14 protein-coding genes are annotated in these 14639 nt (G+C 45.5%); 7 read left to right on the top strand and 7 right to left on the bottom strand.

Annotated features, from left to right (window positions below):
* Positions 1–20: 20 nt before the first annotated feature.
* Entirely contained in the window at positions 21–803 is a 783-nt protein-coding gene (locus MSG36_RS04790; RefSeq protein ID WP_048606645.1) for a class I SAM-dependent methyltransferase, read from the top strand.
* Positions 804–881: 78 nt separating this feature from the next.
* Here MSG36_RS04790 and rnhA read toward each other — a convergent pair whose 3' ends face one another.
* Positions 882–1346, bottom strand: a complete 465-nt coding sequence (gene rnhA / locus MSG36_RS04785) for a ribonuclease HI (RefSeq protein WP_017069372.1) — start codon at positions 1344–1346, stop codon at positions 882–884.
* 56 nt (positions 1347–1402) lie between these two features.
* On the opposite strand from rnhA, the gene dnaQ reads away from it, so the two are divergent.
* Positions 1403–2170: a DNA polymerase III subunit epsilon gene (gene dnaQ / locus MSG36_RS04780; protein ID WP_017060722.1), complete on the top strand. Its 768-nt coding sequence runs from the start codon at positions 1403–1405 to the stop codon at positions 2168–2170.
* A 9-nt stretch (positions 2171–2179) separates the two neighbouring features.
* Positions 2180–3427: a TIGR03503 family protein gene (locus MSG36_RS04775; RefSeq protein WP_248366544.1), complete on the top strand. Its 1248-nt coding sequence runs from the start codon at positions 2180–2182 to the stop codon at positions 3425–3427.
* Positions 3428–3555: 128 nt separating this feature from the next.
* Here MSG36_RS04775 and fadE read toward each other — a convergent pair whose 3' ends face one another.
* Positions 3556–6021 (bottom strand): acyl-CoA dehydrogenase FadE, encoded by a 2466-nt coding sequence (gene fadE, locus MSG36_RS04770; protein ID WP_248366542.1) that lies wholly within the window; start codon positions 6019–6021, stop codon positions 3556–3558.
* A 328-nt stretch (positions 6022–6349) separates the two neighbouring features.
* Between fadE and lpcA the strand changes: the two genes are divergently transcribed.
* Together lpcA and MSG36_RS04760 are read left to right on the top strand one after the other, a co-directional pair.
* Complete coding sequence (gene lpcA, locus MSG36_RS04765) at positions 6350–6925, top strand: D-sedoheptulose 7-phosphate isomerase (protein WP_248366540.1); 576 nt, start codon at positions 6350–6352, stop codon at positions 6923–6925.
* A 67-nt stretch (positions 6926–6992) separates the two neighbouring features.
* Positions 6993–7838 (top strand): class II glutamine amidotransferase, encoded by an 846-nt coding sequence (locus MSG36_RS04760; RefSeq protein ID WP_048616160.1) that lies wholly within the window; start codon positions 6993–6995, stop codon positions 7836–7838.
* A gap of 103 nt (positions 7839–7941) precedes the next feature.
* Here the strand turns inward: MSG36_RS04760 and purN are convergent, their stop codons facing one another.
* Together purN and purM are read right to left on the bottom strand one after the other, a co-directional pair.
* A complete protein-coding gene (gene purN / locus MSG36_RS04755; protein WP_248366538.1) occupies positions 7942–8616 on the bottom strand; it encodes a phosphoribosylglycinamide formyltransferase in 675 nt (224 codons plus the stop codon).
* A 132-nt stretch (positions 8617–8748) separates the two neighbouring features.
* Positions 8749–9789: a phosphoribosylformylglycinamidine cyclo-ligase gene (gene purM, locus MSG36_RS04750; protein ID WP_008222945.1), complete on the bottom strand. Its 1041-nt coding sequence runs from the start codon at positions 9787–9789 to the stop codon at positions 8749–8751.
* A 169-nt stretch (positions 9790–9958) separates the two neighbouring features.
* Here purM and upp point away from each other — a divergent pair, with 169 nt between their 5' ends.
* Positions 9959–10585, top strand: coding sequence for a uracil phosphoribosyltransferase (upp, locus tag MSG36_RS04745; protein WP_017060716.1), 627 nt, complete (start codon positions 9959–9961; stop codon positions 10583–10585).
* Between the two features lie 141 nt (positions 10586–10726).
* On the opposite strand, the gene MSG36_RS04740 is transcribed toward upp, so the two are convergent.
* A complete protein-coding gene (locus MSG36_RS04740) occupies positions 10727–11965 on the bottom strand; it encodes a uracil-xanthine permease family protein (protein ID WP_050619933.1) in 1239 nt (412 codons plus the stop codon).
* Between the two features lie 278 nt (positions 11966–12243).
* On the opposite strand from MSG36_RS04740, the gene MSG36_RS04735 reads away from it, so the two are divergent.
* Positions 12244–13497, top strand: coding sequence for a DUF2066 domain-containing protein (locus MSG36_RS04735; protein ID WP_248366536.1), 1254 nt, complete (start codon positions 12244–12246; stop codon positions 13495–13497).
* A gap of 110 nt (positions 13498–13607) precedes the next feature.
* Here MSG36_RS04735 and MSG36_RS04730 read toward each other — a convergent pair whose 3' ends face one another.
* Both MSG36_RS04730 and wrbA read right to left on the bottom strand, forming a co-directional pair.
* Entirely contained in the window at positions 13608–14045 is a 438-nt protein-coding gene (locus MSG36_RS04730) for a DUF2069 domain-containing protein (protein WP_017060713.1), read from the bottom strand.
* Positions 14042–14635: an NAD(P)H:quinone oxidoreductase gene (gene wrbA / locus MSG36_RS04725; RefSeq protein WP_065675253.1), complete on the bottom strand. Its 594-nt coding sequence runs from the start codon at positions 14633–14635 to the stop codon at positions 14042–14044. Before wrbA ends, MSG36_RS04730 begins: the two co-directional genes overlap by 4 nt.
* Positions 14636–14639 lie beyond the last annotated feature (4 nt).

Below are 14639 nucleotides of genomic sequence, written 5' to 3'. Positions count from 1 at the left end.
ATAAGTGAGACAGATTATTGATGAAGCCAGCACGTAGCAGAAAGAAGTTTGAACGTCCTTACACTTGGGCGCAATTGCACAATGGGGACTGGTTGAGAGAATCTATTCAAACTCGACTCGATGAGTGGTGCCCAAAGCTATTTGGTTACCATATGCTCAAGCTCGGCGGCCTCAGTAGTGAGATTTCTAGCTGCACATGCAACATTCAACATCAAGTAAACCTAGATATCCAGAACCCATTACATAATGTGATAGCGGATGGCTATAATTTACCCTTTTTGGAAAAAAGCTTTGATGTTGTAGTACTGAGTCATCAGCTAGATTATAGCAATGACCCGCATCGATTATTGAGAGAAGTCGATCGAGTGATGATGGACGATGGCTATATCATTATCACTGGCTTCAACCCAATCAGTGTCACAGGACTTGCCAGTTTGATGCCTTGGCGAAAGAACAGCTTACCCTGGAGTGGGCGTATGTACACGCCAAGTCGAATTAAAGACTGGTTAGGTGTACTTAATTATGAAGTGATTCATTGTGACACCTACGCGCTGTTTCCGATGAGTAAGTATCAAGCGATGTGGACGTGGTTGGAGAACAGTTTAGGTGGTTGTGCGTCCTTCGCCGGAAGCCAATACTTTATTGTTGCTCGTAAACGTACGTACCCGCTAAAACCCATCAAACCACATTGGCACCTTAAGCGACGTTTCTCGCCTGTTGGAGCCAGTTTTAGAACCAATACGCGCCGTACAATGGATTCAACCAAAGCGTCATATCCGCTAAAAACAGAAAAAGCCGACTAGTTGTCGGCTTTTTATCGATTGGTCAGTTTAAGAAATTATAAATCGCTTTCTGAAATGTGCGTCTAATTAAAAAGACGATTAGCTTGGTTGATAGCCCGTATCTTCTTGAGTCGGATTTTCCGCTGCGTTTCTTGCTAAATCATCACACATCTCGTTTTCTCTGTGCCCTGCGTGTCCTTTTACCCAGCGCCAATCTACGCTATGGCGAGCGGTTTCTTTATCGAGCCTTTGCCACAGGTCGGCATTTTTAACCGGTTTCTTGTCGGCTGTTTTCCAGTCACGCTTTTTCCAGTTATGAATCCACTGTGTGATGCCTTGACGCACGTATTGGCTATCTGTGGTCAGAATCACAGAGCAAGGCTCTTTGAGGGCTTGGAGAGCAACGACAGCGGCGAGCATTTCCATACGGTTATTGGTTGTTAGCGTGAAGCCTTCTGCTAGCGTCTTCTCGACTTTCTTGTAGCGAAGTACGATGCCATAGCCACCGGGACCAGGGTTGCCTAAACAAGAACCATCAGTGAAAATTTCAACTTGTTTCGTCATGATTTGATACTATTACCTCAAGCACATTATCGGCATAGTCTGACACAGTTATCCTTATGAATACCAGTAGCACTCCAGAACAAAGCACGAACGAAAAAAACAGTTCGAACGAAAATAAGCGCATTGTTGTACTCGATACCGAAACCACCGGTATGAATACAGAAGGTGGTCCTCACTATATGGGTCACCGCATCGTTGAAATTGGTGCAGTCGAGATCATCAACCGTAGGTTGACCGGGCGTCATTTCCACGTCTACATCAAGCCCGATCGTGCGATTCAAGAAGAGGCGATTGGCGTTCACGGTATTACCGATGAATTCTTGATTGATAAGCCCGAGTACCAAGACATACATAAAGAGTTTCTCGATTTTATCAAAGGGGCTGAGCTAGTGGCTCATAACGCGCCCTTCGATACGGGCTTTATGGACTATGAGTTTGAGAAGCTCAACCCTGCGATAGGTAAAACGGATGACTACTGTAAAGTTACCGATACCTTGGCAATGGCGAAGAAGATATTCCCGGGTAAAAGAAACAACCTAGATATCTTATGTGATCGTTACGGTATTGATAACTCGCACCGTACTCTCCATGGCGCATTGCTCGATGCGGAGATCCTAGCCGACGTCTACTTATTGATGACGGGTGGTCAAACTTCGCTGCAATTTAACGCTGGTCAACAGGAAGGCGAAGCCGAAAGCATACGAAGAGTAGAAAGTGGTCGAAAATCCCTAAAGGTTTTACGAGCTACGGCCGATGAAGTAGAAGCGCATCAAAGTCGTTTAGATCTCGTCGAGAAAAGCGGAAGCTGCCTCTGGCGTCAGTAGGGAGAAAGTATGTTAAGGGTATTGGCTACCGGTTGCTTATTGCTGTTAAGCTTTGGCTTACATGCAGCAACAGAATCCGTAATGAGTTTATTGGACAACCGTTTTCGAGTTGATCCCAGTATTGAACAAGTCACCTTTGTGATTTATCGAGCCGATAACTCTAAACCTGTCGTTTTGGTTCGCCCTGATGGCAAGAAATACTACTCTTGGCGCAATGCTGATAATGTCCGTTGGTACGAAGAATCGTCCATGGACATTATCTCTATCGACAATCCGATGCCAGGCCCTTGGCAAGCGATAGGTAAAGTTTCCCCTAAGAACAATATCAAGCTGCTGTCTCATCTTGTTTTGGATGCTAATGAGTTCCCAGATAAGTTGTATCAAACAGAACGCATCAAATTTACCGCTCGGCTGACTTCTGATAGCAAGCCGCTGGTGCTGCGCGATTTTCTCGATCGCGTGAAGCTTAAGGTCACCTTTACTAAGTTTGTTGAAAACGAAGAGTCTTTGGTGAGAGAAGCGCGCCCGGTGCCGGTTGTGATGGGCGAGTTTGCCGATGATGGCGCTGATCTTGATGAAAAGGCTGGAGATGGTGTGTTCACGGTCTCTTTGCCAATTGATATCGAGCCCGGTAAATACCGAGCGCGTATTACCTCTGGTAATGGTGTGTTCCTGCGAGCGCAAGAGCAAGAAGTCTTGGTTTATCCAACACCGATCACTAACACCTTCATTCAGTCACGAAAAGAGGGCTTACCTCATAGTATTGTGGTGTCTGGTGAGCAGGGGATGATCGCGCCGAGCTCGTTAGCGGTTCATGTTGAGCACAAGGCTCCTGATGAATATGTGATGTACAAGCAGGGGCAAGCGGATGTCGACGCAATGAAAGTCGCTCTAGAGGTGCCTTACAATGGCGATTTGGGGATTTATAATTGGTCTGGGATGGTTTACGCCACTGACGCTTCAAGTCAGCGCCCACTGATCTTTCCTATTACCGAGCAGTCGTACAGCGTTGTTGAAGATATCGACTTATCAGAGTCACGACGTCTTCAAGAAGAAGCACTTGCTGAACAGAAGCGTATCGCAACAGAGTTGATGATCCTTCAAAAACGTGAAGATGACAGACAGCGCAGTATGATCATTATTGCGGTGGGTAATGTGGTCGCGATTCTATTGGGCTTATTGATTTGGTTTGTGGTTCGTAAGGTTAAAGCGAAGAAAAAAGCGTTACCTGAGATGCAGCTCAAGGCGCCGAAGTAATTTGCTTAGATGATTAGATTGTCTAGAGAGAATAAGCCGCTAGATAAAGCATTGGAATTTGTGGCAACGAAATCATGAACAAAAAAACGGGACTCATAGGAGTCCCGTTTTTGTTTCTTTTTCTGGCCTTAAGCGACGTTATCAATCGATTGGTCTGGGTACTGAGACTTTGCTGCAAGCTCCTCTGGTGAGAAGTCATCCACGTTAATCGTGTACAGTCTATGTTCCTCAGCGCTAATCAGAAGATTTGCTTCGTCTTGCGTTAAGATACCTTTCTCAAGTCCCAACTGAGCAACAAGATCAAGTCGTAAGAAGGCACGTTTTTGATGTGTCTCTTTGCAGACTTTGTCGAACAGAGGTTCAGCTTGAAGAATCACTTCTAGCGCTTTTTCAATTTTACCTACTGGGTTGTATTCCGTCGCTTCTAGGTATTGGCCGCGACCTATACGAGAGCGTGTTTCGCTTGGTGTTTGTAGAATGTGCGCAACTTTGCTATCGAGCTTGTCGTTTGGAGCACGACGGATACGACCAAATGGCATTAGCACAACACGAAGCAGACGACCAATCACAGGGTTAGGGAAGTTCGCTAAGAACTCATCAATCGCCACTTCAGTCTGACGTAAGCTATCTTGCATACCCCAATGTACTAACGGTAGATCTTCAGCGTGGCTGCCTTCGCTTTCAAAGCGCTTCAACGTTGCTGAACCGAGGTAAAGTTGACTTAAGATATCCCCCAGTCTTGCTGATAAACGTTCTCTACGCTTCAGTGATCCGCCTAGAACTGCCATTGAAATATCAGACAGTAGCGCTAGGTTTGCACTGTAGCGGTTTAGCTGTTGGTAGTAACGCTGTGTCTGTTTATCCGTTTTATTTGAAGGTGTTGGCGCATCAGAACCACGACCATCGGTTAAACCAAACCACAAGCTGCGGACTAGGTTACTCATCGTAAAGCTAACGTGTCCAGCTAACGCTGAATCAAACTTATCAAGCGCATCGCTGCTTTCAGAATAAGCGGCTTCCATTTCGTTCAGTACGTAAGGGTGACAACGAATCGCACCTTGACCATAGATGATCATTGAACGAGTCAGGATGTTTGCGCCTTCAACCGTTATCGCGATAGGTGAGCCTTGGTAGCCACGAGCTAGGAAGTTCGATGGGCCTAAGCAAATACCTTTACCGCCGACGATATCCATCGCATCAATGATGCTGCGTTGGCCTCGGTGAGTACAGTGGTACTTAACGATTGCAGAGATAACCGAAGGCTTTTCACCAAGGTCAATACCTGCGACGGTTAGGTTACTTGCAGCGTCCATTACATAAGCGTTACCCGCTAGGCGTGCAAGTGGCTCTTCAACCCCTTCCATGCGGCCAATAGGCTGTTTGAACTGACGGCGGATACGAGCGTAAGCGCCTGTTGCGAGCGCAGCAGACTTAATGCCACCGGTTGAGTTTGAAGGCAGTGTGATACCACGACCAACCGACAGACACTCAACCAGCATGCGCCAGCCTTGACCTGCCATTTTCTGGCCACCAATGATGAAATCGATAGGCACGAAGATATCGTCGCCTTGCGTTGGACCATTCTGGAAAGGTACGTTTAGTGGGAAGTGGCGGTTGCCAATCTCTACGCCTTTTAAATCTGTTGGGATAAGCGCACAAGTGATACCAAGATCTTTTTGGTCACCAAGCAGACCGTCTGGGTCACGAAGTTTAAAAGCCAAGCCTAGAACGGTCGCGACAGGCGCGAGAGTGATGTAACGCTTGTTCCAAGTTAGGCGCATGCCAAGTACTTCTTCGCCTTGCCAGTCGCCTTTACAAACCACACCGTAATCTGGGATTGAACCTGCATCTGAACCGGCTTCTGGGCTAGTCAGAGCAAAACAAGGGATCTCTTTACCTTCCGCTAGGCGAGGCAGGTAGTGGTTTCTTTGTTCTTCTGTACCGTAGTGTTGTAAAAGCTCACCAGGGCCTAATGAGTTAGGTACGCCAACGGTCGATGACAATACACTAGAAACGCCCGTTAGCTTCTGTAGAACCAAAGATTGAGCGTAAGCTGAGAACTCTAAGCCGCCGTATTTTTTCTTGATGATCATGGCGAAGAATTTATGGTCTTTCAGGTATTGCCATACTTCTGGTGGCAAATCAGCAAGCTCATGTGTCACTTGGTAATCATTGACCATTTCACACACGGTATTCACAGGGCCATCTAAAAACGCTTGCTCAGCTTCAGAGAGCTTAGGGTCAGCAATGTTCTGAAGCTTCTTCCATTCAGGTTTGCCTTTGAACAGCTCTGCTTCCCACCATACTGTGCCAGCTTCTAGTGCTTCTTTTTCTGTCTGAGACATTGCTGGTAGAACTTTCTTAAATAAAGAAAGTGCTTTTTGGCTGATCAGTGTCTGACGAATGGTCGGTACAGCAAAGATCGCAACGGCTAATAAATAGCAAAGCCAGCCAGTAACAGCCACGTCGCCAAACAGAGTTAATGCTACCATTGCGCCGGTTAATACAACTAATGCACGTACCAGACTAACTCTATGGTAAAGACAGACGCCTAAGATGACGGTCATGCCGAGTAGGGAGAGCAATATGTTCATGATCGATTTCCTTTTCAGAGATCACTTATTGTTATTAAGTTTTAGGTAAGAGGTCTAACCAGTCAAGTGTAAACAAAATATTAAATATTTGTAAAACTCCAAAGTGAATAAAAAGTGATCTCAATAGAGTTAAAGTTCTAATTGTGAGAGGTTGGTGGCGAATATTTGGACGGATCGGCAGTGAGACCCTAATAAAGGTGGCAATCTTTGGGCTTAAGTGTCGACACTATTTCATGTTTGTGGGTAAACTCAGGTAAAAGAGGGGAAAACCCTCAGCTCTCATTTCACGTACTTTAAGTTGCGTAAAAAAATATAAGAGATAAGCCTTATGTACCATGACCTAATCAAAAGTGAATTGAACGAAGCTGCTGACGTTCTGAATAAGTTCCTGAGTGATGACCATAACATCGCTCAAATTGAAGCGGCGGCAAAACTGATTGCTGACTCATTCAAGCAAGAGGGCAAAGTGCTTTCTTGTGGCAACGGTGGTTCACACTGTGATGCAATGCACTTTGCGGAAGAGCTTACAGGCCGATACCGTGAAAACCGTCCAGGTTACGCTGGCATTGCGATTTCAGATCCAAGCCACCTGTCTTGCGTGAGTAATGATTTTGGCTACGACCACGTATTTTCTCGTTATGTAGAAGCGGTAGGTCGTAAAGGTGATGTGTTGCTCGGTCTGTCGACTTCAGGTAACTCTGCCAATATTCTAAAAGCGATTGAAGCTGCTCAAGCTAAAGGCATGAAGACGATTGCATTGACGGGTAAAGATGGCGGCAAAATGGCGGGTTGCGCCGATATTGAAATCCGAGTGCCACACTTTGGTTACGCAGATCGCATCCAAGAGATTCACATTAAGATCATCCATATTGTGATTCAGCTTGTTGAAAAAGAGATGGAATAATAGTTTTACAGACATTTGGAACCCAGGTTTGTGGCTCCATTGGTTTTAATAGGGAGTAGATTAAACCATGTGTGAATTGCTCGGTATGAGCGCGAATGTGCCAACTGATATTTGTTTTAGCTTTACTGGTCTTATGCAGCGTGGAGGCAATACTGGCCCGCACCGCGATGGCTGGGGTATTACCTTCTATGAGGGAAAGGGTTTTCGTACATTTAAAGATCCTAACCCTAGCTGTGAATCTAAGATCGCTGAGTTGGTTCAAAACTACCCAATTAAAAGCCAAGCCGTTGTCAGTCATATCCGTCAAGCGAACCGTGGTGGTGTTAATCTAGAGAATACACACCCTTTTACTCGTGAGCTTTGGGGGCGATACTGGACCTTTGCTCACAATGGTCAATTAACGGATTACGACGATCTGATTAGTGGTCGTTTCAGACCGGTTGGCGAGACAGACAGTGAGCTCTCCTTCTGTTGGCTACTCAAACAACTTGAAGAGCGTTTCCCTGAGCCACCTCAAGATATGGAAGGTATGTTTCGCTTCGTAGCGGAATGTTGTGACCAGTTGCGAGAGAAAGGCGTATTTAACATGTTACTCAGTGATGGTGAGTATGTGATGACGTACTGCACCAATCATTTGTACTGGATTACAAGGCGCGCACCTTTTGGTAAAGCGAGCCTGATTGATGAAGATGTTGAGATTAACTTCCAAGAAGAAACTACGCCTAATGATGTGGTTACAGTGGTGGCAACTCAGCCTCTAACAGACAATGAAGAGTGGTTTAGAATGAAGCCGGGCGAATATGCGCTGTTTCATTTTGGTGAGCTGATTGGCAACAATCATAAAGCATTGGAAGATGTCGCTTATGCGCCGAAGAAGGTAGCAAGCCAAGCGCCAACTGAACCATTGAGCTGAGCTAAGTATCCCGAATAGTATTATTTGAACCCTACAAAAAAGCCGCTTACTGAACTAATGAATCAGTAAGCGGCTTTTTTTATTTGATTTAGTTTCTGACGAATTACTCTTCTGCGTAACCGTGTTTGCCTAATGCCTTACCGTCTAAGACAGCCTGCCCATTTAGCATTGATAAACGACCTTCGGCGAACCATTTGCAGACCATAGGGTAAATGCAGTGTTCTTGAGTAAGCACTCGGCTTGCCAGCGTATCAGCATCGTCATCTTCAAATACCGGAACCTTAGCTTGTAAGATCACAGGGCCACCATCAAGCTCTTCGGTAACAAAGTGGACGCTAGTTCCGTGCTCTTTATCTTGTGCATCAATGGCACGCTGGTGGGTGTGTAGGCCTGGGTATTTAGGTAACAGGGAAGGGTGGATGTTGACCATTTTTCCCGCATAGTGACGAACAAACTCTGAACTCAGGATACGCATGTATCCCGCAAGTACGATTAAATCGGGTTGGTATGCATCAATCTGAATCATCAATTCATGATCGAACTCTTCACGTGAACCAAAGTCTTTTGGATTCACTGAATGTGCGTCAACACCTGCGGTTTTCGCTCGTTCTAATCCAAAAGCCTCTGCTTTGTTTGAGAAGACAGCCTTAACTGAAGCATCAATCATATTGTTATCACAGGCATCCAAAATTGCCTGTAAGTTACTTCCGCTTCCTGAAACTAACACAACGATGTTTTTATTAGAGTGACTGGTTTTATTTGAGTGATTGTTTTTCATAGAGTGGGTCATACGATTGATTAACTGAACTGTTTACAATGTACCTACATAAACTAAGGTTTTCTGCGGGCTAAATAGCAAAATGAGGACCATTAGGTCCTCATTGATTAACTAAGTAAGTGAGCGTATCACTTATTTGATTTCAACTTGCTCTTCGCCAGCTTCAGCGTTTGCGATCTCACCGATAACCCAAGCGTTTTCGCCTTCAGCTTTCAGTAGTTCAACAGCAGCGTCTGCTTGATCTTTAGGTAGAGCAACAACTAGGCCTACACCACAGTTGAAAGTGCGGTACATTTCAAATGTCTCCACGTTACCTTTCTCTTGTAGCCAGTTGAAGATAGCAGGCCATTCCCAGCTCTTGCCATCAATGACGGCTTTAGTACCTTCAGGAAGTACGCGTGGGATGTTTTCCCAGAAACCACCACCTGTGATGTGCGAGATAGCATGAATGTCATGCTCAGCAATCATCTTAAGTGCCGATTTGATGTAAATCTTAGTTGGTTCTAGTAGGTGCTCACCGATAGTGCGACCTTCTAGTTCTTCACTCTTGTCAGCACCAGAAACTTCTAGGACTTTACGAATTAAAGAGTAACCGTTTGAGTGTGGACCACTTGAACCAACAGCGATAAGTGCGTCGCCTGCTGCTACTTTAGTGCCGTCAATGATGTCAGCTTTTTCTACAACACCAACACAGAAGCCAGCTACATCGTAGTCGTCGCCTTCGTACATGCCTGGCATTTCAGCAGTTTCACCACCGATTAGTGCACAGCCAGCTTGAACACAGCCTTCAGCAATACCAGAAACAACGTCTGCTGCTGTATCTACATCTAGCTTACCTGTTGCGTAGTAGTCTAGGAAGAATAGCGGCTCACCACCTTGAACGATTAAGTCGTTCACACACATTGCCACTAGGTCGATACCAATGGTGTCGTGTTTTTTCAGATCCAAAGCAAGGCGAAGTTTAGTACCAACACCATCAGTACCTGAAACAAGTACCGGCTCTTTGTATTTCGTTGGAAGTTCACATAGGGCGCCAAAGCCACCAATACCGCCCATTACTTCAGGGCGACGAGTGCGTTTAACAGCACCTTTGATACGGTCTACTAGTGCATTACCTGCGTCGATATCAACACCAGCGTCTTTGTAGCTTAGAGAAGAAGTATTACCACTCACGGGATAGTCCTCGAACTTAAGTTGGATGTGAAAACGGCGCTATTCTAACAGGGCTTGATTACCAAGAGCAAACGTTTGCGCGGTTTTTTTTATTAGAATAAAGATTCTGAAATAACCTTAGAGTTCGTGTATAATCTACAGGTTTGTTTAAATATTGCCGGAGTTGGAAATGAAAGTTGTTGAAGTGAAACACCCGCTAGTAAAACATAAAATTGGCCTGATGCGTGAAGGTGAGATTAGCACTAAGCGTTTTCGTGAGCTAGCGACAGAAGTGGGTAGCCTTCTAACATACGAAGCGACATCAGACTTTGAAACTGAGCGTGTGACGATTAACGGTTGGAACGGTCCAGTAGAAGTTGACCAAATTAAAGGTAAAAAAGTAACGGTAGTGCCAATCCTACGTGCTGGTCTAGGCATGATGGACGGCGTTCTTGAGCACATCCCAAGTGCACGTATCAGCGTTGTTGGTATCTACCGTGACGAAGAAACACTTGAGCCAGTACCATACTTCAACAAGCTTGCGTCTAACATCGATGAGCGTATTGCTCTAGTGGTAGACCCAATGCTTGCGACAGGTGGTTCTATGATCGCAACTATCGACCTGATGAAAGAGAAAGGTTGTAAGCACTTTAAGATTCTTGTGCTTGTTGCTGCTCCTGAAGGTATCGCTGCTCTAGAAAAAGCGCACCCAGATGTTGAGCTTTACACGGCTGCAATCGATGAGAAGCTAAACGACAAGGGCTACATTGTTCCTGGTCTTGGCGATGCTGGTGATAAGATCTTCGGTACTAAGTAATTCGGTTTCAGCTTAAGTGACTCTAAACAGTTCCTTAACTTGCTGAATTAACCGTATTAATAAAAAGGGAGAGCATTCGATGCTCTCCCTTTTTTGATCTTGTTAGGTTGTGATTCTTTTGAATCTAGCCTTATCGATTCATTAATCGATTTGAGCTTTATCTACCACAGTGTTGTCACCTAGCTCATCTGGAAGTACTAGGTTGAGTAGAATCGCTACGATGCCACATAAGCTTACGCCCTGTAGGCTAAAGTCGCCGATGCCAAATGCCATGCCGCCAATACCAAATACTAAGGTAATGCCCACAATCACAAGGTTGCGTGATTTGTGCAGGTCAACTTTGTTTTGAATTAGAGTATTCAAGCCTACGGTTGCGATAGAACCAAACAGTAGAATCATGATGCCGCCCATTACAGGAACCGGAATCGTTTGAAGTAGTGCGCCTAGCTTACCGACCAATGCAAGAACGATAGCTGTTACCGCGGCCCAAGTCATGATCACTGGGTTGAATGCTTTGGTTAGCATTACAGCACCTGTTACTTCGCTGTAGGTCGTGTTTGGTGGCGCGCCCAGCATAGAAGCAGCAATTGTTGCCACACCGTCGCCAGTAATTGTGCGGTGTAGGCCTGGCTTCTTGAGGTAGTCTTTACCGGTCACGTTAGAGATAGCAAGCATGTCGCCTACGTGTTCAACAGCCGGTGCAATCGCAACAAATACCATAAAGAAGATCGCATTGATGTTGAACTCTGGCGCTGTGAAGTTTGGCAGTGCTAACCAAGATGCTTGCGCTACTGGTGTGAAGTCGACTGCGCCATAAACCAAGCTAGTGATGTAACCCGCGACAATACCACCGAAGATTGGTAGTAGCTTAAGGAAGCCTTTAGAGAACACACTGATGACAATGGTCACCAATAGTGAAATCGAAGAGATCCACAGTGCAGCGTCTGCATCAACAAGCTGAACTGCGCCATCGCCTGTCTTACCTAACGCCATGTTAACCGCAACAGGCGCAAGGCCTAAACCGATAACCATGATCACAGGGCCAACCACGACCGGTGGAAGCAGTTTATGGATGAAGCCAACGCCACGAACTTTAATTAACGCGCCCATTAGTACATACACAACACCCGCCGCCATAAGGCCACCCATGGTTGCACCTACACCCCAAGTTTGAATACCAAACATGATAGGCGCGATGAATGCGAAAGAAGACGCTAAGAAGATTGGCACTGAACGGCGTGTAATAAGTTGGAATAAAAGGGTACCGATACCTGCGCCAAAGAGTGCAACGTTAGGATCAAGTCCTGTTAGTAGCGGCACGAGTACAAGCGCACCAAAAGCTACGAACAGCATTTGCGCACCTTGCAAAGCATTTTTCATGATATGTCCTTAAAAATGGTCGTTATATGAAAAGTGAAAAATAAAATTCGCGGGATTCTATCACTTAGCAATCGATTGCTACACCAGATAGATCAAATTTATTTATCTTAGTGATGTTTTATATCCATCTAAGCCCTAGAAATTCAGTTTATAAGTGAGCGATTTATCATGGCCAGGTGATATTTTGTGGTTATTAAACACAGTGGGCGCTAACGACCTTGCCCCTCAATCCATAGTTGCTTATCATCTAGGCACAAGATTTGAATATTAGGATCAGTATGCGCTACATAGCATTGTTGTTGATGGGACTATTAACCTCTCCGAGTTATGCCTTAACTCAAGTAGATATTTTTAGTGCTGAAGTTGCGATTAACGCTGAAGACAAACAGCCAGAACAAGTGGCAAGAAATACAGGTATGGAGCAGGTATTGATACGTGCGACTGGCCAAACTGATGTCGCTTCGAATGAGACGATTCAAAAGGCGATGCGCAAGAGTTCGCAGTACATGTCTCAAATGAGTTTTGGCGAAAGCAATGACCAATCAACATTGCGTATGCGTTTTAACGGTGCTCAAATCCGTTCTCTACTGACTCAAGCACAGTTACCTTACTGGCCTGATACGCGTTCAAACATCCTTGTTTGGCTGGTGGAAGAGGACAACTACGACAAGAACATCGTATGGGAACACTCTAACTCACAGTTGGCCGCTGGCTTACAAGCGAACGCAAAAGAGCGTGGCTTGCCTCTAACGCTGCCTGTGGGTGACTTTGACGATATTACAGGTATTGCGACTTCTGATTTATGGGGTAGCTTTGTTACGCCAATTAGTAAAGCGAGTCAGCGTTATCCTGTTGATGCTGTGTTGGTGATAAAGGCTCAATCTTCGGGCCTACGTTGGGCTCTATACGATCAAAAGCCAAGTCAATTGACGAGCGCACCAACATCGCCTGTAAGTGGTTCTTTATCAGGTAACAGTGCAACGACCTCTAAGAAGTTAGTCGACCAAATCAGTAACTACTACGCAGGCAAAAGTGCCGTGACGGTAGCGAGTGAGTCATCAGAATCGATTTTAACGCAGTTTATTAGCCTGAATAATGCTCAAGACTTCTTCCAGTTGGAAAACGCACTTAAGCGTCTAAACTCGGTGGCAAGCCTAGATATCCTGAAGATTCAGAACAACGAAGTCACTTTCCGAATTCACTTATTGTCGACTCAACAAGAGTTTGAGCAAGAAGTGGCAAGTATCCGCCAAGTTGCGAAGGTTGAAGAATCTTACATTGAGCCTGAAGTGAGTCCTGAATTTGAAACTCAAGACAACACAATGTCTGTCGGTGATGATTCAACAGACGCTGCTGAAGTCGTTGGTGACGAAACTGACTCAGGCGTACAAGTGATTAAGGGCAACGAGGTATCTGAGGATGCTGAGCTAACGCCTGACACAACGTTAGAGGATTCTAGTACAGAAGATCTAACCATCACTGCGCCAGTACATGCTAAGCCAAGCTTGGTCTACGAGTGGGTTCGCTCATAATTGTCAGCTGACATGACTGATTGAAATGAAAACATGAAAAAAGCCCTGCAAGAGCAATCTCGCAGGGCTTTTTGTTTGTAAGCGGTCAGTTTAAAAGCATGGGTTCAATATTATTGCTCGAACTTAGCTTTCTCTCTCTTTTCTACTTCAGAAAGACGCTTCAACTTGATGCCTAACTCTTTGGCTCTAAAGCGAGTAAATAAGATATTGCCCGCGAAACCTAGAGTCGTCAGAAGCAGTTCTACAGCCGCTAATAAACGTTCACCATCGTCTACATACAAGATAGTTAATGCGTGTAGGAAATAGAGCATCAAGACGAAATTCGCCCATGCGTGCGTATAAGGTTTTCCTGCTAAAATGCCCGGCAGTGGCAGTAACAGTGGGATAGCCCAAGCAATCGCCAGTGTGACATTACTGAGATGAGGGTGCGGTGAAAGCGTCATCTGCCAAGCCACCACCCAGAATAAAAGTGACAAGTTGCCCGCTAAAGCAAGGTAGCGAAATAGCTTGGTTTTGGGAGACATGGCCTTCTCTGGCATATACATCATTGATAAATTCCCTTTTGGTTTAACGCTATGCGCGCTAGGCGTTTACCTAGGTTTTGCGCCAACTCAATCTCTTCTTTGCTAAGCGAAGCGCTCTCTCCAGTACTGCTTGCACCATAAGGCGTACCACCGGTTTGCGTGGTGTGCAGTGCAGGCTCTGAGTAGGGGATGCCCACGACTAACATGCCGTGATGAAGCAGGGGCAACATCATGCTTTGTTGTGTCGTCTCTTGACCACCATGCAGTGAAGAAGAAGAGGTAAAGACACAAGCTGGCTTATCGATGAGATCACCATTGATCCACATTGATGTCGTGCTATCCCAAAAGTGCTTCATTGGCCCGGCCATGTTGCCAAACCAAACCGGACTGCCTAGCGCCAAACCATCACAAGATCGAAGCTCTTGTAACGAGGCAATAGGATCGGTTGGTTGATAACGCGAATCAGGCTGCTCTTCTACTGTGTACACGTCGTTCACCGTTCTTAGCATAGCTTCGCAGTTCGGGATGGATTCAACCCCTCGTGCAATCTGCCTTGCTAAAGCTTGTGTATTGCCGTGACGACTGTAGTAAAGAACAAGAATGTTAATGCTCATATTG

This window comes from Vibrio sp. 1CM8B, assembly GCF_023161685.1.
GTDB lineage: Bacteria > Pseudomonadota > Gammaproteobacteria > Enterobacterales > Vibrionaceae > Vibrio > Vibrio coralliirubri.
This window is presented reverse-complemented; position numbering and strand designations above follow the sequence as displayed.

Bases quoted from the DNA above. Each gene is read 5' to 3' on its own strand.
- MSG36_RS04790 (WP_048606645.1), top strand. From the start codon at position 21: ATGAAGCCAGCACGTAGCAGAAAGAAGTTTGAACGTCCTTACACTTGG.
- rnhA (WP_017069372.1), bottom strand. From the start codon at position 1,346: ATGACGAAACAAGTTGAAATTTTCACTGATGGTTCTTGTTTAGGCAAC.
- dnaQ (WP_017060722.1), top strand. From the start codon at position 1,403: ATGAATACCAGTAGCACTCCAGAACAAAGCACGAACGAAAAAAACAGT.
- MSG36_RS04775 (WP_248366544.1), top strand. From the start codon at position 2,180: ATGTTAAGGGTATTGGCTACCGGTTGCTTATTGCTGTTAAGCTTTGGC.
- fadE (WP_248366542.1), bottom strand. From the start codon at position 6,021: ATGAACATATTGCTCTCCCTACTCGGCATGACCGTCATCTTAGGCGTC.
- lpcA (WP_248366540.1), top strand. From the start codon at position 6,350: ATGTACCATGACCTAATCAAAAGTGAATTGAACGAAGCTGCTGACGTT.
- MSG36_RS04760 (WP_048616160.1), top strand. From the start codon at position 6,993: ATGTGTGAATTGCTCGGTATGAGCGCGAATGTGCCAACTGATATTTGT.
- purN (WP_248366538.1), bottom strand. From the start codon at position 8,616: ATGAAAAACAATCACTCAAATAAAACCAGTCACTCTAATAAAAACATC.
- upp (WP_017060716.1), top strand. From the start codon at position 9,959: ATGAAAGTTGTTGAAGTGAAACACCCGCTAGTAAAACATAAAATTGGC.
- MSG36_RS04740 (WP_050619933.1), bottom strand. From the start codon at position 11,965: ATGAAAAATGCTTTGCAAGGTGCGCAAATGCTGTTCGTAGCTTTTGGT.
- MSG36_RS04735 (WP_248366536.1), top strand. From the start codon at position 12,244: ATGCGCTACATAGCATTGTTGTTGATGGGACTATTAACCTCTCCGAGT.
- MSG36_RS04730 (WP_017060713.1), bottom strand. From the start codon at position 14,045: ATGATGTATATGCCAGAGAAGGCCATGTCTCCCAAAACCAAGCTATTT.
- wrbA (WP_065675253.1), bottom strand. From the start codon at position 14,635: ATGAGCATTAACATTCTTGTTCTTTACTACAGTCGTCACGGCAATACA.